Source organism: Paucidesulfovibrio longus DSM 6739, assembly GCF_000420485.1.
Taxonomy (GTDB): domain Bacteria; phylum Desulfobacterota; class Desulfovibrionia; order Desulfovibrionales; family Desulfovibrionaceae; genus Paucidesulfovibrio; species Paucidesulfovibrio longus.
The window spans coordinates 144,439-161,993 of sequence record NZ_ATVA01000014.1 but is presented as its reverse complement, the minus strand read 5'-3'; the positions used below and the strand labels follow the sequence as shown (position 1 = coordinate 161,993).

The 17,555-nt window shown below is 66.3% G+C and carries 17 protein-coding genes; 4 read left to right on the top strand and 13 right to left on the bottom strand.

Annotation, left to right across the window (positions count from 1 at the left end; genetic code table 11):
• Positions 1-78: 78 nt before the first annotated feature.
• Positions 79-1,245, bottom strand: coding sequence for an EAL and HDOD domain-containing protein (locus G452_RS0109855; protein WP_051142033.1), 1,167 nt, complete (start codon positions 1,243-1,245; stop codon positions 79-81).
• 640 nt (positions 1,246-1,885) lie between these two features.
• Between G452_RS0109855 and G452_RS0109850 the strand changes: the two genes are divergently transcribed.
• Both G452_RS0109850 and G452_RS0109845 read left to right on the top strand, forming a co-directional pair.
• Positions 1,886-2,944 carry a hypothetical protein gene (locus G452_RS0109850; RefSeq protein ID WP_022662092.1) on the top strand — a complete coding sequence of 353 codons (1,059 nt, stop codon included), beginning with the start codon at positions 1,886-1,888 and terminating at the stop codon, positions 2,942-2,944.
• 29 nt (positions 2,945-2,973) lie between these two features.
• A complete protein-coding gene (locus tag G452_RS0109845) occupies positions 2,974-3,657 on the top strand; it encodes a CBS domain-containing protein (RefSeq protein WP_022662091.1) in 684 nt (227 codons plus the stop codon).
• A 60-nt stretch (positions 3,658-3,717) separates the two neighbouring features.
• Here the strand turns inward: G452_RS0109845 and G452_RS0109840 are convergent, their stop codons facing one another.
• Positions 3,718-4,098 (bottom strand): response regulator, encoded by a 381-nt coding sequence (locus G452_RS0109840; protein WP_022662090.1) that lies wholly within the window; start codon positions 4,096-4,098, stop codon positions 3,718-3,720.
• Positions 4,099-4,249: 151 nt separating this feature from the next.
• Between G452_RS0109840 and G452_RS0109835 the strand changes: the two genes are divergently transcribed.
• Positions 4,250-5,431 (top strand): hypothetical protein, encoded by a 1,182-nt coding sequence (locus G452_RS0109835; RefSeq protein ID WP_022662089.1) that lies wholly within the window; start codon positions 4,250-4,252, stop codon positions 5,429-5,431.
• A 71-nt stretch (positions 5,432-5,502) separates the two neighbouring features.
• Entirely contained in the window at positions 5,503-6,627 is a 1,125-nt protein-coding gene (locus G452_RS0109830; RefSeq protein ID WP_022662088.1) for a Fic family protein, read from the top strand.
• 24 nt (positions 6,628-6,651) lie between these two features.
• Here G452_RS0109830 and G452_RS18905 read toward each other — a convergent pair whose 3' ends face one another.
• The 11 genes from G452_RS18905 to G452_RS0109775 all read right to left on the bottom strand — a co-directional run bounded on the left by G452_RS18905 (position 6,652) and on the right by G452_RS0109775 (position 17,552).
• Positions 6,652-7,350: a hypothetical protein gene (locus G452_RS18905; RefSeq protein ID WP_022662087.1), complete on the bottom strand. Its 699-nt coding sequence runs from the start codon at positions 7,348-7,350 to the stop codon at positions 6,652-6,654.
• Positions 7,351-7,353: 3 nt separating this feature from the next.
• Positions 7,354-7,707, bottom strand: coding sequence for a hypothetical protein (locus G452_RS0109820; RefSeq protein WP_022662086.1), 354 nt, complete (start codon positions 7,705-7,707; stop codon positions 7,354-7,356).
• The gene (locus G452_RS0109815) at positions 7,694-8,701 is read right to left on the bottom strand and encodes a metallophosphoesterase (RefSeq protein WP_022662085.1); all 1,008 of its coding nucleotides are present in this window, start codon (positions 8,699-8,701) and stop codon (positions 7,694-7,696) included. The genes G452_RS0109820 and G452_RS0109815 overlap by 14 nt, the downstream gene beginning before the upstream one ends.
• A complete protein-coding gene (locus G452_RS18900) occupies positions 8,698-9,972 on the bottom strand; it encodes an AAA family ATPase (RefSeq protein WP_022662084.1) in 1,275 nt (424 codons plus the stop codon). Before G452_RS18900 ends, G452_RS0109815 begins: the two co-directional genes overlap by 4 nt.
• Before the next feature lie 51 nt (positions 9,973-10,023).
• A complete protein-coding gene (locus tag G452_RS0109805) occupies positions 10,024-10,473 on the bottom strand; it encodes a DUF3795 domain-containing protein (RefSeq protein WP_022662083.1) in 450 nt (149 codons plus the stop codon).
• Positions 10,463-11,251, bottom strand: coding sequence for a tRNA1(Val) (adenine(37)-N6)-methyltransferase (locus G452_RS18895; RefSeq protein WP_022662082.1), 789 nt, complete (start codon positions 11,249-11,251; stop codon positions 10,463-10,465). Before G452_RS18895 ends, G452_RS0109805 begins: the two co-directional genes overlap by 11 nt.
• Positions 11,252-11,269: 18 nt before the next feature.
• The gene (gene murJ, locus G452_RS18890) at positions 11,270-12,937 is read right to left on the bottom strand and encodes a murein biosynthesis integral membrane protein MurJ (protein WP_022662081.1); all 1,668 of its coding nucleotides are present in this window, start codon (positions 12,935-12,937) and stop codon (positions 11,270-11,272) included.
• A 110-nt stretch (positions 12,938-13,047) separates the two neighbouring features.
• Complete coding sequence (mutM, locus tag G452_RS0109790) at positions 13,048-13,878, bottom strand: bifunctional DNA-formamidopyrimidine glycosylase/DNA-(apurinic or apyrimidinic site) lyase (RefSeq protein ID WP_022662080.1); 831 nt, start codon at positions 13,876-13,878, stop codon at positions 13,048-13,050.
• 9 nt (positions 13,879-13,887) lie between these two features.
• Entirely contained in the window at positions 13,888-15,876 is a 1,989-nt protein-coding gene (locus G452_RS18885) for an O-linked N-acetylglucosamine transferase, SPINDLY family protein (protein ID WP_022662079.1), read from the bottom strand.
• Entirely contained in the window at positions 15,876-16,379 is a 504-nt protein-coding gene (locus G452_RS0109780; RefSeq protein WP_022662078.1) for a hypothetical protein, read from the bottom strand. Before G452_RS0109780 ends, G452_RS18885 begins: the two co-directional genes overlap by 1 nt.
• The gene (locus G452_RS0109775; RefSeq protein ID WP_022662077.1) at positions 16,380-17,552 is read right to left on the bottom strand and encodes a ChaN family lipoprotein; all 1,173 of its coding nucleotides are present in this window, start codon (positions 17,550-17,552) and stop codon (positions 16,380-16,382) included.
• Between the last annotated feature and the right edge of the window lie 3 nt (positions 17,553-17,555).

Below are 17,555 nucleotides of genomic sequence, written 5' to 3'. Positions count from 1 at the left end.
TGAGTTTCGCGGCGCAGCTTACATCATCATCGTGCAGGGGGAAAGAGGGCGGAGCCGCGTGCCGGACCCGCTGAAGGCTCAGCCCGGAATCGAAGAAGTCTTGAAAAAACCGTCCGCCCATTCGTAGGCTTCCACGTACGCCTCGGACACCGAGCCCGTGGGCAGATTGAGATTCAGGGCCAGATGCCCCATGGCGTCCCACTCCCCGTTCTCGATGGTGCGCGCCAGGGCCAGCCAGGGGGAGAACGCGCTCTCGTCTCCGCACAGCGCCTCGGATATCTCGGGAGAAAGATGCACGAGCCGCACGACCTCGGACATGGGCATGTCCAGCAGCGCGTCCAGAAGGGAGAAAAGGCCTACGAGAAACAGGCTCTGGGCCTGTTCCGCCTGCCCCGCCGACGTGGCCAGCAGCTCCAGGAACCTTGCCCGGTGCGCGGAGAGGTAGAGCAGTTCGCTGGTTTTTTCCTGGGGGGTGATGTCCGAGAGCAGGATCAGGCGCAGCCAGTTGCGGACCTTGTGCCAGCCCGCGAGTACAATGGCTTGCCGTACCGAGGAGATTTCCCTGGCGAATCCGAAATGCGGCGAATTCAGGAAGTTCAGCAGCCGGAAACTGATCACGGGATCCGGTTCGATGGCGGTGGCGATGACGTCGAAATCCGGCTCGTCCTGGCTGAGCAGCTCGAAGAGGCGCATGCGCGCCGCCCGGACCGTGGACAGCTTGCGGCCCTCGTGGATGTCCGGCTGCTGGTAGAAATAGCCGTGGAAAAGCTGCACGCCCAGCTCGCGAGCCAGGGCCATCCCCTCGCGCGTCTCGACCTTCTTGGCCATCAGCGTCAGTCCGCCGCGCACAGCCACCCGCGCCAGCGCACGCAGCTGATCCTCGCTCTGGGTGGCGAAATCGAGCACCAGGATGTCCGCCATGCCCACGAGCTTGTCGCCTTCGCAACCAGGGGAAAGATCGTCCACGGCCACGAGGTAGCCTTCCTCCTTGAGCCGCTCGAGAACGAGGATGTCCTCCTGGCTGGAGCAGGACAGCCGGGCCATGATCATGGCCGTGGATTCGGGCCGCAGCGTCACCGGCATTTCCTCGCGGATGGCCCTGGCGGGAAAGCGGATCATGGCCCTGGCGTGCTCCGGCAGCCCCTCCGTGACCATGGGCAGCGTGGAGAGCACGTCCGTGGTGGCCTCGAAGGGATTGTCGATCTCCGCGCAGGTATCCTCCCCGCAGGCCCTGAACAGGAGCATGTACCCCCAAGTGTTCAGAGTCGCATCAAAAATCGGCTGCCGCGCGAGAAAGGATTTTGTGAAATGCGTAATATCGGACACTGTTGAACGAATATTCCTCGGTTTGTGACCTCTTCTTCCACATATGGATTAAGCGCTGCCGTGTGTGCTGTCAATGACCGCGCCTCAAGCCTCCTCCGACCGGACCGGCAGCGGTTCGGAGCGGGAATTCTCGAATTCCTCTTCATCTGGACAGCCTTCATTCCGCCCGCGCGGAGCGACTGCGCACGCCTCTGACACCTGAAATCCCAGGTTCGACAATTCCTCGGCGCTGACCAGGCGACCGCATTCATCCCTTTTGATTATGTAATAATTCATGGTAATGCCCCCCTTCCATCGACTGATTCGATACGGTTTTACGGGACATCTTCTATATGCAGCATACAGCATTGTCAATCGTTAACGCTATATTTTGATGCTATATCAGACATTTGTGTTTGGATATGACTTCAAATAACATTTAATATTTTTGCTTTTGCTATTGTACAACAGTATAATGCTGCCTTAATGCATAATTCGAAATCAATCTAATGTATATTCACCAATTGTATTGGCTTGATTTTCCTTCAGCTCGTACTGCCCTATGGAAATGCAGCCGAATATGTTTTACATCAGAGCCATGAACAATGCGCTGCGCGGCAACCGCGCCTCGACCCTTCCCCCACGGCGCGTCCAGCTCCTCTCGCTGCTCTGCGGCCCGCGCTCCGCGTCGCTGCGCCACATTCTGCTCACGGCTGTTCTGGCCGCGCTGCTCCTGGGCGGCTGCGCCGCCCAGACCCCGGAACCTCCCGCGCCGGGAGCGTCCCTGCCTTCCTTTCCGACGGAACGTCCAGGGCCGGAACCCGCCCTGGCGCCGGATTTCGCCTCCCATGTCCGCAGCGGCGTCGGGTTCGCTCCTCTTCTCGGCGGCAACGCTTCGCAGGCAGACGTCCGCAAGGCCGCCTTTGCGGCCGCCCTGGCCGACGCCCTGGCCTCGGTCGCGCGGCCGGACTCCCTTGAAGCGGACGCTCCGAGCGGCATCCTGGCCGAGACTCTTTCCGGAAAGGCCGGGGAGTTCACGGTCTGGAGGCAGCGGGCATCCTGCGGCGCGCAGCCCCTCACGGACGTGATCCTCGTGAAGAGCGGCGATGCCTATCTGGTCACCGTATCTGGACGCCTGGAGCGTCTTGATCCCGGCTTTCCCCTGCCCGACTGGAGCGATCCCAGGTCCGAAATCGCGGGACTGCGCGTGGTCGAGGCGTCCTTCGAGCCTGTTCCCCAGGGACTGCGCTGCCGCCTTCTGCTCAGCCCCAACAGCGGGCCGCGGGAACCGCCCATCGACGGCGTCGTGGTGGACGCGCGGGATTGCGGCTTTGCGCCCGGCCGCGTTCTGCGGCTGGTGGACCAGGACGGAGAAGCGCTCTACGCGCCGGAGATGGTCGCCGCCGATGTCATCGTGCGGCGCGGCATGGCCGGGTTCACGACCACGCCGGCAAAGGCCGAATCCCTGATCCGCGCCCTTGGAGCCCACCGAGCCCTGACCGTGCAGTGCCTGCGGGCGACAGCGGACGGCGCGCTGGTGCTCAGCCGGGAAGGCGCGGCCGCCCTGCGCAGGGCCGACGCCGAGGAACGAATTTTTGAAAATGCACGGGTCGTGGTGCTGGTCCGCGGCACGAACTGAACCAACGCGACGAGAACAGGAGTCTGCACATGCTGGTACGTTACTGGATGACCGACAAGCCCATGACGCTCGGCAGAAACGAAAACGTGGTGGCGGCGGCGGAAGTGATGCGCGCACAGCACATCCGGCAATTCCCCGTGGTGGAGAAGGACGGAACGGTCGTGGGCATCCTTTCCGACCGGGACATCCGCGACGCCATGCCATCCAAATATCTGCCCGGCGGCATGGCCGCGGAGCAGGGCCACGGCCTCGCCGACCTCAAGGTCGATTCGATCATGACCGAGGATCCCCTTTGCGTCAGCCCGGAAACGGCCATGGACACCGTGGCCGACCTGCTGGCCAAGCACAAGGTCGGCGCGCTGCCCGTCACGGACGCCGCAGGCAAGCTCGTGGGCATCATCACCGAAGTGGACGTCTTCCGCTTCCTGGTCTCGGCCACGGGACTCGCCCGGGGCGGAGCCCAGTTCGCCTTCCGCCTGGAGGCCAAGCCCGGCCCCCTGGCCTCCCTGCTGGAAGACCTGCGGGCGCAGAACGTGCATTTCTCCAGCGTGCTGACCTCCCACGACCTGCAACAGGCCGGCTACCGCCACGCCTACATCCGCGTGGAACACATGGGCGACCACAGCCTCGGTTCGCTGGTGGCCTATCTCAGCGGTGAGCACGACCTGATCTATTACATACTCGACGGCCAGGTCACCTGCCTGGACGACTAGACACGACGAAGGGGCCGCTCCGTGGAGCGGCCCCTTTGCGCGGCGCGGCGCGAAATCGGCTCAGGACACGACCTTGAGGATCTTCCTGCCCAGGTCGTCGGGCTTGAAGGGCTTGACGATGTAGCCGCTGACCCGTTTCTGCACGGCCTCCACCACGGCCTCCTTCTGGGCCTCCGCAGTGACCATCACGAACGGGATGTTGCGGTGCTCCCGGCTCTCGCGGACCTTTTCAAGGAGTTCCATGCCGCTCATGCGCGGCATCTTGTAGTCGCTGAGGATCAACTGTATCGTTTCGGCCTGCAAGACCTCCCAGGCCAGGGCGCCGTCCGCGGCCTCGGTGATGTTCTTGAAGCCGATCTGCTTCAGGGCGGAGGTGACGATGCGCCGGATCGCGCTGGAATCGTCCACGACGAGGATGCGAATGTTCTTGTCCACGGCCATTGCTGCACTCCGGAAAAATTGCGTTGCGGCGCGAAGGGGCTGCGTCGGCAGGCGAAAACGCGCCCCGACATGCCTCAGGAGCCTACTTGATATCCGGCGGCTTCGCAATCCGGACCGCTTTCAAGACCATCTGCTTCAAAGGAGGAAATCCATGAACGGAGCGCCGCAAGCCAACGGCCAAGGGAACCCGGCCGTCCATCGGGCCGCAACGGACACCCTGCGCCGGAGGAGCGCCCTTCTGCTCTCGGCGCTGACGCTGCTCCTCCTCCTGGCAGCGCCCGCTCTGGCGGCTTTTTCCCGTCCCGCCGCCGCTCCCGCGCCTTTGGACGACTATGGGGAGCTTGTCCGCCGGGCGTCCGCACGCGCCTCGGCCCTGGCCGCGCACGAGTTCACCCGCGCGCTGGACGCCGTCACCGCCGTGCACGGCCCGCAGGAACTGCGCGGCTTCACCCCCCGCGAGGTCATTGAACGGCTTCGCGGCGACGGCTGGACCGACCCCATGCTGCCCTATGATTTCGACGCCGCGCCCCTGACCCTCGGACCGGACCAGCGTTTCCGGCCGGCTCCCGAACCGGGTGCCGCACCGGGCGACGAGACGGATACGGACCTGATCCTGAAATGGACGGAGCCGGGAAGAATCACCCCGGAACTGGCCGAACGCGGCCTTGCGGACGAGCGCTACGCCGTGCGCTGGTATGTGCTTTCCTGCCTCGCGGAGTATCCCGGAAACGGGGAACAGGCGCTCGCCGTGCTCAAGGCGTTCCTGCGCGAGCCCCTGCCGTCCATGACCCGCGCCTACGCCCGCGCGCTGCGCCCGCTGCCGCTGTATGCCCGCCTTGCCCAGGGAGCGGACCTGCCCGGACTGGACGCGGCCCTTGCGCGGCTCGCCTCGGACCCGGTCCTTGTGGACGCGCGCTGCCTGGGCCTGCTCCTGGCCTCGGCCACGGGCCGCTCCTTTCCCGGCGCGGACGCCGCCCTGGTTCTGGCCCAACTGGCCCGCGACTACCCTGTCCAGTCGCTGGAAAAGGAAGTGCGCGGCCTGCCCGCCGACGTCCTGAACACCCTGGCCGACGGGCTTCGCCACGCCTGGGCGCAGCCCCAGGACAGGCTCGTGGCGCTGCTGGCCCGCTTCCCGGAGCACGGCCCCAGCTTGGAAGCCCTGGCCCACGCCCTGCTCAACCGCAACCACCCGGACTACTCGGCCTCGCACCGCGCCCTGGTGCGCACCTGGGAACAGCTCACCGGCATCGATTTCAAGGGAAACGCGGAACCTTTTCTGCAATGGTACCATGCGCATAAGCCCATGCCGGGTCCGTCCGGGGCCGGGGGTTGACATGTTCTTTTGCAACACATACCATGCCTATTAGTATAAACTCATAATTTCAGCATGGTAGGTGGTGCAAAATGACGATCGACAACACTTTTTCCATGCATTTCGATCCGTCCCGCGTCCTGCCCCTGGCCGGACGCGCACGCGGACTGAACGACGCCCTGAACAAGCTTCCGATGCTCCCGGCCCTGGCTGACCAGCTGGAACAGGAACTCGTGGAGCTGTCCATCCACGCCACCGCCGCCATCGCGGGAAACCCCATGCGCCTCGACGAAGTCCGCGAGCTGCTGGCCCTGGACTACGCCCAGGCGGACGTGCCCGCCGGCCCCACGGTGGCCCGCGCCCGCCGCGAAATAACCAACCTGGGACTGGCCTACGCGCCCCTGCCCAAACGGCGCGTCGAATCCGGCGTGTTCGGCGTTTCCGAGGGCTTCATGCGCAAGGTCCATGCGGTCATGGTCCAGGGCACCGTGTCCGGCGGCATGGGCGAATACGCCAAGGAGGTGCAGAACAGGGTTCTGGACCTGATCACCCGCACCAACGCGCAGGATCTCTACGACCTGGAACAGGCCGTCCGGGCGGGGCTTTTCCACTACCATCTCTTCCGGCTGCGCCCCTTCAACGAGGGCAACGGACGGGTGGCCCGCTTCTTCGAAAGCTCCATCCTGGCCGTGGGCGGCTTCCGCTTCGCCTGCATGATGCTGCCCATGTACTACCGCCGCCACACGGACGAGTATCTGCGCTTCTTCCCCCTAGACGACTCCCCGGCGGACAACGCCGACCTGACCTCGTTTCTGGTCTTCATGCTCGAAGGGCTGCTGGAAAGCCTGGAGGTGCTGCGGGAACGGCTGACCGCGCCGCTCCGGCGCCTGGCCCTGACCGAACGTTTCCGGCTGCTTCTGGAGGCGAGGGAAATCAACAGGCGCAGCCACGACCTGCTGGTGCTGCTCCTGGACCGGGAAACGGTTCCGGATGCGGAATGGAAGACCGGACTGGGCGCGGAATCGACCGGGCTGCACAAGGGCGGAAGCCCCCTGCCCTTCCAGCTCAAGGATCTGTTCCTGAAGACGCCCTACAAGCTGCTCTACGACAAAGTCAGCGAGCACACGGCGCGGCGCGACCTGAACCGGCTCCTGGAACTCGGCCTGCTCGCCAAGGACGGGACCAGCTACACCTTCCAGGACCGCTGCCTGGGCTGACCGTGGGCACGCGCCCGCCCTCCGTCATTCCCCGTCCGGCGCATCCGGCTCGGCGCGGCCGTCCGCGTCTTCGACGCCCCGGATCCGGGTCACGCTCAGGCGCGGCCCGGTTTCCGCGTCCGGCGAAAGCTGGCAGACGCGGTCCGCGGCCGAGGCAAAGGCGTCCACGGGATGGTGGGAAATGACCAGCAGCTGAAGTTCCAGCCGGCGGGCGATCTGGGCGATGAGCTTCATGAACCGGGGAACCAGTTCGGGCTTGAGCCAGCAATCCTGCTCGTCGAGGACCAGGAAGGGGCGATGCCGCCGGGGATCGAGCTGGGAAAGCGCGATGAGCCGCAGGCCCACGGAAAGGATGTTGGCCACGGACCCGCCCTGGCCGGAGAGGATGTCCTCCTGCCGCTCCTCGTCGCCCCCGCTGTAGATGGAAAAATGGACCTGGAGCTTGTTGTTCTTGGTGCTGCGCTCGCTGGTCACGGTGCGGTCCTGGCCGAGCACCTCGCGGATGGCGTGGGTCAGGTTGGCCTCGATCTCGTCGAGCACCTCGCCGAAGAGCGCGGAGGAAAGCTCCTCCAGGGTTTTTGCCGCCTGGGGCGCCAGGGCCAGAAACGACTCCACCCCGCACAGCTCGCGCCGGGCGCGCACGAATTCCTCGTGGCGGGCCTGGGCCAATCCGGAAAGACGCGCGGCCCGTTCCGCCAATTCGTCCAGCTCGCTGAAATCCATAGCCTAGAATGTTCCTTCGTCGCCCGCGTTGCGCTCGGCGCTTTCCACGGCTTCCAGGTCCGCCCGGATGGCCCGAAGGTGTTCGCGGTAGTCCGCCACGAGGCGCGCGTTTTCCTCGCGCTTTTGCTCCAGCAGGGCGAGCAGCCGCTCCGGGTCCGAGGTGCCGTACTCGGCCTCGGCCTGGAGCTTGAGCTCTTCCAATTGCCGGGTCAGGGTTTCCACGTCCCTGTCCGCACGGATCTTCTCGTCGCGCAGCCGCTCGTACTCGCGCTTCAGCTCGGCCAGCTCCTGCTGGAGCCGGGCGTCCGCGTTTCCGCCGGTTCCGGGAGCGGAGCCGTTGCGGTTATTCACGCTCATTCTTGACGACCTCCTCGTACAATTCCCAGATCAATCCTGTTTCGGGCCGCTCCGGGTTCAGGTTGGCGCTCAGGAAATCCCTCAGACCAGTGCCCTCCCGGCTGCGCCGCCAGGCAAGGCGCTCCAGTCCGGCCAGAAAACGCGATTCGCCTTCGCTCTCCTGTTCCTCCGGCGGGAACTCCTGGCGCGGAAAAACCTCGTAGAAATCCAGATGCGGCACGACCCAGCGTTCCAGCTCCGCGCAGCCCGGCGTCCAGATGGCGGCGGCGGGTTCCCGCTTCAGGGAGCGGCGCGAAAACGTCAGCCGGGTGATGTTGCCGGGATTGGCCCAGAGAGTCCGGCCCGCGCGCACCTGGGGCTGCGGCCTGTGGATGTGCCCGTTGATCAGCCAGTCGATGCCGGGCAGCTCCTTGATGCGCCCGGCCCGGTCCAGAAAATCGGGAAAGCTGATGTTGTGGTGCGCGCACCAGAGCACGGTCTCCGGGTCGCCCTCGGCAGGCATGAACCCCGTGGGCAGCCGCCCGCCGTCCGGGGTCGCGCCCACGAGCACGCGGCCCGCCGGGGTCTTGAGCACGAACTGCGGACCCGGCTCGCCCATGAGCCGGACGACCCCGGCCTCGTGCAGCACGGCCAGGGACACGTCGCGGGTCCAGCGGGCCAGGTGCTTGTCGTGGTTGCCCACGAGCACGAAAGGCCGATGGGGCCGGAAAAGCTCCATCAGGGCCACCAGGAGCGCATTGGAGTTGTCGCGCGGCCAGTGGAACAGGTCGCCCAGGAAAACGGGCACCAGGGACCGTCCGGCGGCCTCCTGGAGGCATCTCTCCAGCTTGTCGAGGATCTGCTCCCGGTAGCCGGGCAGCCGGTGTCCGGGAGGCGCGTCCGCCACGTGCGGGTCGCCCACGAAGAACAGGCCCTCGCCCCGGACCTCCGGCAAATCGTGAACAACGGGCGCGGCGCAGCCGAGGCCGTGCTCCGGGACGTTCGTCGCGCTCATGGCTGGGATTCCTCCCCGCTTCCGGCGCAGGCCCCGGCGCAGCCTTCCGACGCGCCGCCCCCGGTGAAGGCCTCGGCGTCGAGCCTGCCGCCGCAGAGCGGGCAGGAGCCGATGCTGTCCAGCTTCCGCCGAATGTCCTCGCGCACGGCGGCCAGCCGCTCGGCGCGCGCCCCGGCGACCTTGACGCCCGCCTCGAGCCGTTGCCCGGCCAGAGCCAATTCGCCCAGAAGCCCGGACAGGGGATCCTGGTTGAAGAGTTCCGGCGGCGCTTGCAGTCCGGTCAGGGACGCAGCCTTCCCATTTGTAGCTTTCATTAATTTATTCAGCATGTTGATGCTGTCCACAAGCTGCTTGAGCTCGGTTGTGGATGCCGGGGACGGGGTTGCGGTCAAGGTCGCGAGCGCCTGAGCAAGCGCGCGGCTGCGATCCTGCCGAACGCGCAGACGCGCCATCTCCACGATGCGGCGTTCCAGTCCGGGCGCGTCCCAGGGCTGCGGGGGAGCCGCGAGCGGCTTTGTGGCGGCGCTGCGCCTGGCAGCCGCGCGCAGCCCGGTGCGCAACGACCGTCCCCGCGACAGGGCGCGCTCCAGCTCGGGCAGCGCCTTTTCCAGGGCCTGCGCGGCCTTGCCGCTTTCCCTGGCGAGCATTCCGCGCCGAGTGATTTCCGGCAGGGGCGCGAGCCGATCCAGACCCTGGGCGAGCTGCTCCAGACGGACCCGGAGCGTGCGCTCGCGGGTCTTGGCCTCGCGGTTGCGGCTTTGCAGGCTTTTCTGCATGGCCATGAGATGCGCGCTCTCGCTGGACGCGGCAAAAAACTCGGCCATGCGCGCGTCCGCACCGTCCATATCCAAAAGAAATATCGGCTTTTTCTGGTCGCCCACGTGCACGTCCACGGACACGCCGCTTTCCAGGTCCACGAGATCGAGCCGCAGGGCCTCGCGGATTTCATCGGGAACCATGCCCCGGCCGAGCTTGCGGAAATATTCGGGTTCTTCGGCTCCCGGCGGCTTCAGCTCGTACCAGGCCGTGTTCTTCTTGCGGCACCAGGCCACGGAGGTTCCGTCTTCCAGCACGACCTCCACCCGCGCCAGGGTCGCGCCGTGCCGGATGACGTGGCGGGGGGGCGGATTGGTGGCCACGCAGCGCAGGGCCTCGACCATTGCGGACTTGCCGCTGTTGTTGGGGCCGGTCAGCACGGTCACCCCGGGTCCGAGGGCCAGTTCCGTGTGCTTGTGGGCCAGGAAGTCGTCGAGGATGATGCGTTGTATCATAACGTTTTATCGTCGTGGCGGTTTCGTTGTGGCCGTGGCCGCAGCCGCGCCCTACGGATACCTGGGTTTGTCCTTGACGGCTTCGTGGTAGGCCTCGACTCCAACGGACTTCATGCGCTCGTTGTTCGCCTTCCAGCGCGCTGCGAGCATTTCGGGCATGCCGTGCCGCCCGCAGGGGAATTCCGCGCACTGGAAGCAAAAGTCCACTCCCTGTTCCCGCACGCAAAGGCCGACCTTGCAGGCCGTGAACAGGCAGCCCTCGCCCCGGCAGCCTTCGCAGGAACCGGAAGCCAGCCAGTCCAGCAGCGCCTCGAATTGCCCGTAGCCTTCGAACACGGGATTCATGCCCGCGAACCGCTCGGCATAGCTCGCGAAATTCGGGCCGAGCAGGCCGCGCAGGGCCTGGGCGTGCGCCCGGACCGGGCCATCCGAAAACGCGACGCAGGCTCCGCAGTTCAATCCGCACGGGGCCAGCCGTCGCAGCAATTGCTCACGCTCCATGTCCGCTTCCTCCCTTTGCCTCGTCCCCGCGGGCATTGCACTGCAAATACGGGCAAAACGCAAGGGCGCTCGCGGTCACCCCGGAGCGGGCGCTCCGGCCCTCGTAGAGCACCAGGGGCGGCTCCACGCTCATGCCGGGCTTGCCGTTCTTGCGCGCCTCCAGCAGCACCACCCGCGCCTCGGCCTCGGCGTGCCCGTGCACGAAGCGCATCCGCTTCGGCTCCAGGCCGTTGCTCCGCAGCACCTCGACGATTTCCGGCAGGCGCTCCGGGATGTGCACGAGGTAGAGCGGGGCCTTGTCCTTGAGGCTGACGCGCGCCGCAGCCGCAAAGGGCTCCAGCCCGTCCGAGCCTTCGAAGCGGGCCGAGGCGCGCGCCGAGTTGGGGCTGACGCGGCCCCTGTGTCGGGGCCGGAACGGCGGGTTGCAGAGGGCGAACTCGAAGTGGTTGCCCTGGAAATCATAGTCCGCGACGTCGGAGAGCTTGACCGCGAAGCGATCCTCATAGCCGAGGAGCCTGGCGTTTTCCCGCGCGGCGCGGGTCATTTCCGGCTCGCGGTCCACCCCGGTCACGTGCAGGTCCGCGTCCGGGTGGCGCAGAAGATAGGCCAGCCCCACCACGCCGCAGCCCGTGCCCAGGTCCAGCCCCGGGCCCGAGGCGAAGGAGCGCGCGAAGCTGGCCAGGAGCAGGGAATCCCCGGAAAAGCGATAGCCCCCCTCCGGCTGCCGCAGTCCGCGCGGAAACCGCTGCCGGGCCAGCGCGACCTCAAAATCCTTCATGGCGCTCCTCCTCCGCGCTCATCCCCGGTCTTCCCCCTTGCCGCCGCCTTCCGCGTTGGCGCTGCCGGGCTGTTCCTTTGCGGGTTCAGCGCCTTCCGGCCTGTTGCGGCGCACGCGCCTGCGCAGCGCCCCCAGGAAGAGGTCCGCCTCGGGCACGCGCAAGGCCACGGCCCCGGCGACGTAGAAGACGATCCAGACCGGAATCAGCCCGAACCAGAGCAGGGACGGCCCCAGGGCGCTGGCCCAGGCTCCGGCGTAGACCACGGCGGAAAGGCCGAGGCACTTGGCGAAGCTGGCCAGGGGCAGAGGCGCGCGGTCGAGCCTCTTGCGCAGAAAGGTCAGCAGCAGCCCGAAGTTGACCGCCGCGGAAACGCTCACGGCCACCGCCAGACCCACATGCGCGAAATACTGCATCAAATACGCGCCGAGGCCCACGTTGACCACCAGGCTGACCACGGCCACAATCACGGGGGTGCGCGTGTTTTCCAGGGAGTAATACGCCGCCACCAGAGGACGCAGGGCCGCGATGAACGGCAGGCCCGCGGAATAGGCCACCAGGGCCGAGGCCGAGGCCTGCACCGCCTCGGCGGTGAACGCGCCGCGCAGGAAGAGCAGGCGCATCACCGGCTCGGACAGGGCCAGCAATCCGGCGGTGGCCGGAAGGGAAATGAACATGGTCAGGCCCACTGCCGTGCGCAGGGTCCGGTTGAATTCCGGCATGCGTCCCTTGGCCGCCAGCACCGAGAGGCTGGGCAGGGCCGCCGTGCTCACGGCGATGCCGAAAACGCCCAGGGGGAACTGCACGAGCCGGTCCGCGTAGTAGAGATAGGAGACGCTGCCTTCGGGCAGATACGAGGCCAGCAGGGTGCCGAGCAGGATGTTGACCTGATAGACCGCCGCGCCGAAGACCGTCGGCAGCATGAGCAGGGCCATGCGCCGCACGCCCGCGTCCCGCCAGGACCAGGCCCCCCGCCACGTGAAGCCCTGGGCGCGCAGGTAGGGCTGCTGGAGCCACCATTGGAGCAGACCGCCCGCGAGCACGCCAACGGCCATGCACAGGGCCACGTCGCCCCCGGAGTAATACCCGGCCAGGGCCGCCGCGATGAGCGCGATGTTGAGCATCACGGGCGACAAGGCCGGGGCCATGAAGTGGTCGTGGGCGTTGAGGATGCCCATGCACAGCGCCACGCCGCAGATCATGAGCACATAGGGAAAGCAGATCCGCAGGAGCTTCGCGGTCAGCGCGAAGAGTTCGGGATTGTCCGCGAATCCGGGCGCGATGAGAAAGGTCAGAGGCCCGGCGAACACCTCCACCAGCAGCGTGAGCGCTCCGAGGATCAGGCAGAGCCAGATCATGGCGGAGCGGGCCATCTCCCTTGCCGCGGCCTCGCCCTGCTCCTCGCGCACGCGGGCGTAGACCGGGATGAAGGCCATGGTCAGCGAGCCCTCGCCGAAAAGGCGGCGCATCAGGTTGGGGATGCGGAAGGCCACGAAAAAGGCGTCCGCCGAGGCTCCCGCGCCCAGGGCGAAGGCCACGATCACGTCGCGCACGAATCCAAGCCCGCGCGATATCAACGTGGCAGCGGCCACCACCATGGTGTTCCTGGCCAGCCCGCCCCCGCTTCCCGCCTCTTTGGAGGCCTTTCCGCCCGATTCCGGGGCTGCCTTGCAACCTGTCGTATTCATTATTGCTCGATTCTCTAGAAAATGACTAGAGACTTTCTACATATTGAAATTGAACACTGTTTATCTTTCGAGTGCCCATACGTTCGCAATAACGACTATAACCAAGCATTTCAGGTTGTTTGGCAATTGTCGCAATATGTGGACGAACGTCCGGCCACCCGGCAGCCGCAGAGGGTGCGCCCGCAGCGCCCGCAGGGTTCTCCGGCTTTCCCATAGACCTGAAATGAATTCTGAAACGCGCCAGCGTCTCCCCGCGCATTTCTATAGTCACTGATGGAACTGCCGTTTTCCGCAATGGCCTGCCGCAGCACTTCGCAGAGCACCTTGCGCAGACGCTTCAGCCGGGCCGCCGAAAGCCCGGAAGCCACGGCATCCGGGCGGATTCCCGCGCGAAACAGGCTCTCGTCCGCATAGATGTTGCCCACGCCGGCGATGACGCGCTGGTCCAGGAGCAATCCCTTGATCTTCGCCCTGCGGCCCCGGAACAATGCGACGAATTCGGACTCGCCGATCTCCAGGGGTTCCGGCCCCAGGACGTTCCAGAAGGTCCATCGCTCCAGCTCCGCCGGGGTGAAAACCCGGCAACCGCCGAAACGCCGCACGTCCGAAAAGGTCAATACGCTGCCGTCGTTCATGGAGAAACGGATGCGCTCGTGGGATTCCGGCGCGCGGTCCGGTCCGTGCACGACCCGGCCCGTCATGCGCAGGTGCACCGTGAGCACGGACTGCGGCGCGGCGTCGAACTCCAGGTCGAGGAGCAGCAGCTTGCCCCGGCGACGGACGCTCGCCACGGTGCGGCCCCGCGTGCGGCGCACGAACTCCTCCGGCTCGTGGCCGGGCACGGCCCGCAGATCGTAGACCGCGACATCGGCAAAGACGAGCCCCGGCAGGGTTTCGCGCAGCCCGCGAGCGATGGTTTCCACTTCGGGGAGTTCAGGCATCTTGGATTCCTAATGACGGCGGGATGTTCCGCACCAACGGGACCACATGCCCCGGTAGGCCGCTTCCATGTCGCGGGCAAAGCGTTTCGCGTCGCAGAGCGGAGAGGCCAGCAGACGTCCGCGCAGATCGCTGCGCAGCAGGGCGAGGCGCTCGGGCTCGCGCGCAAGACCCACGGCACACGCGATATAGTCGTCCAGGGTCCGAGTTGCAAGCTCTCCGAGGCCCGCCGCCTCCAGGAGGGAGGTGGACAGGCGGCCGGAAAAGCGCCCGCCGCGCAGGCTGACCACGGGCACGCCCATCCAGAGGGCGTCCGCCGTGGTGGCGCCGCCGCCGTACGGGAAGGGGTCCAAGGCCAGATCCACCTCCTGATACGAGGCCAGATAGCCGCGAAGCTCCATATGTGGCCGAAACGCCACGCGATCCCCCACGCCACGGTCCGAGAACATGCTCTGATAGCGGGCGCGCACGTCCTTGTCGGCAAAGGAGCCGGACTGGAGCAGAAGCTCCGATTCCGGTACTTGGCGAAGGATCGCGGCCCAGGCATCCACAACCGTATTGTTGATTTTTGCGGTATTGTTAAAGCACCCGAACGTAATGCTTTTTCTCTCGAAGAAGGGAGTTTCCACAGGCTCCACTTCAACGTCCGGCGGACCATAGCACCAGAAGCTCACCGGCAGCCGCCAGACCCCTTCCGAATAGAATTTTCCCTGTTCCTCGGGGCAAACGTGCCGATCCGCGATGATCCAGTCAACCGCCCGCATTCCCGTGGTGTCGAAATATCCGAGCCAGAGCGCCTGCACCGGAGCGGGCTTTCTGGCCGTGGTCAGGAGTCGGTTGTGCGAGGAATGCCCGCTGAGGTCCACGAGAATGTCTATCTTGTCTTCTCGCATTATTTCGGATGCTTCAATATCTCCGGTTGTACGGATATTACGCCAGAGACTGCAAATTGACCGTAAATGATCTGTAGTACCATCTGAATACGGATTGTTCGCGTAACAGTAAAACTCAACATTTTCAGGATTATGCTCGGCCAAAAGAGGAACGAGAAAACTGCTCACGGCATGACGGCGCAGATCGCCGGAAAGATAGCCGACGCGCAGGGGACGGTCCGGGTCCGGGTCGTTGTCGTGGCTCCTGGCACGCGAAGTCAGGGGATCGGCCAGGTCGTGTCCGAAGGCGAGCGCCTCTTCCAGAAACGTTTCGCGTTGCTCGTCCGCAAGGTAATGCCGGGTCAGCAGGTAATTGCTGCGCGCCGCAGCGAAGTCCGGGTCGGCTTTCCAGGCCTTGCGAAACCAGGATACCGCGTCCCGGATGCGGCCCTGGTCCCGCTTGAGCACGCCCAGGTTGTTCATGGCCCCGCTATGGCCCGGCTCCAGCTCCAGCGCGGCCAGATAGGCCGATTCGGCCTCGGTGGTGCGCCAAGCGTCGTGCAGGGCCGCGCCCAGATGCAGATGCGCGCGCACGGCCAGGGGCCGCAGCTCCGCAGCCCGGCGTGAAATATCCACCGCGTCGCGCCCCCGGCCCAACTCCAGCAGCACGCCGCCCATGTTCACCAGGGACGCGAAGTGGTCCGGGTCGCGGCGAAGCGCCCCGGCATAGCAGGCCAGGGCTTCGCGCAGCTGGCCGTTGTCCTTGAGCAGGTTGCCGAAGCGGGCATACGGTTCGGCCGCGTCCGGGTCCAGGGCCATGCAGGCCTTGTAGGCTTCCACGGCTTCGCCGAGCCTGCCGCAGCCCTCCAGGGCCATGCCCAGGTGCAGACGGACCTGGGCGTTCTCCGGAAGCAGCTCCACGGCGCGGCGCAGCAGGGTTTCGGCGCGGCGATGGCGTCCGGACTGGAGCGCCACCGCTCCGAGCAGGCGCAGCGCGTCCGGCTGGTCGGGTTCCAGCTCCAGGGCCTTGCGGCAAAGCAGCCGCGCCTGGTCCAGACGGTCGAGCCGGTGCTCCGCCGCGGCGCGCTCCAGCAGTTCCCGCACCTCGCTTCCCCCTGCTTCGCGCATCACTTTTCCCCCGGCTCCAGGAAGACCTTCAGGTAAGCTTCCTCCTGCCCCGGCAGCACGGCCAGCCACCAGACCAGCTCGTCGCGGCTCCAGATCAGATGCACCATCCCCAGGCCCTCGGTCCGGTAGAGATCGACCCCGGCCCGGCGTTCCTCCGCAGGCTTCCCAAAGGGCGTGGCCTTGCCGGTGAGCATCCGGTTGACCATCACCGCCAGCTGCTCGCGGGCGGCCGCGCCGTTGGACGCGGTGGACACCCAGACCTGGGCCGCCGGGGGGTGGCCCGCGCCGTACACGGCAACCGCCGCGTCGCGCGCCTGGATGCTCTTGCCGTGCAGCTTGTCCACGGCGCGGAGCGCATCCTCTCCGAGCAGGAATTCCGTGCGCTCCGCTCCGGCGATGTTTTCGGGAAAGAGCGCGGCCAGGTCGCGCTGCTCCCCGCAGCCGCCAGCGCTGAACAACAACAAACCGCAAACGAGCAAGGAGATGAAATATCCAGCTTTCATTTATTGCTTTTCCTCTCCGGACGTACCAGATTTTCCGAGTTTTCCGAGATCGACAACAACAGGCTCCCCGCGCCGGGAGAGGGTGAATACGAGAGACTCGTCCCGGTCGTGGGCCCGCTTGCCCGCGAAGTGCAGGTCGAGCAGCGACTTCACGGCAAGGCCCTGCGCGACTTCGAGCACGTCGCCGGGCCGGATGCCCGCCGTGTCGGCTCGGCTGCCCCGCTCCACCGCGCGGACCACGATGCGGCCCTCGCGCGCTTCCAGGGTCATGCCCATGCGGCTGCGGTACGTTTCCGGGCAGTAGAAGAATCCGTCTCCGTCGCGGCGGTCGAAGTCCGCGCTGTCGCGCAGGGGCAGCAGGAGCACGATGCGGGCCTGCGGGTCCAGGGTGCGCAGGCGGGAGGCGATTCCCCAGCCCCGCTCCACATGTCCGGCTCCGGCCATGATCACGACCGGACGCCCGGTGCTCTTGCGCAGGCCGAAAGCGTTTTCGGCCATGGAGGTGTCCCAGAGAGACTGCACCAGGAGGAAGCGGTCGAGATCTCCGGAACTCCGGCCCTGGCGGGCATGTTCCTCATAGACGCTCTTCAGCTCGTCCCGCTGTTCGGGGATGGGGGGGACGATGACCCGGGGCAGCCGCTCGCGGTCGGCGGGGCTGAGCGCGTCCAGCCCCTTTTCGCTCACGGCCTTGACCAGGGCGCGGGGCGCGTTCAACGCCCCCACGGGCAGGGCGTAGCGCCGGGCGATTTCAAACAGCGGCTCGAAGAGCGAAAACGGGTAGCCCCAGTTCTCCTGCCAATCCAGCGCCTTTCCCATTTCCGAGGGCGGCAGCTCGCCGGAGTTGAACCGGTCCAGCACGGGCTGAAGATCCGTGCCGACCATTTCCAGCCCCACGGCGGGCGGCCGCCCGCCCTCGGCCAGTTCCCGCACGAGAAGCTGCTGCACCGAATGGTCGCAGGCATTGCGGTGCCCCTCGCCCAGGAGCAGATAGTCCGCGGACTTGGCCAGGGCGAGCACCTCTCCCGGCGCGGCCTTGGAACCGTCCACGGTGATGAATTCGCCGCTCTGCGGGAGGAAGTCCATGCCCATGGGGCTCTGCGGCGCGGTGCGCTGCGCGGCGCACGCGGAAAGCAATAACACGGCCAACAGCAAGATTCGCTTCGTTTTCATCATCCA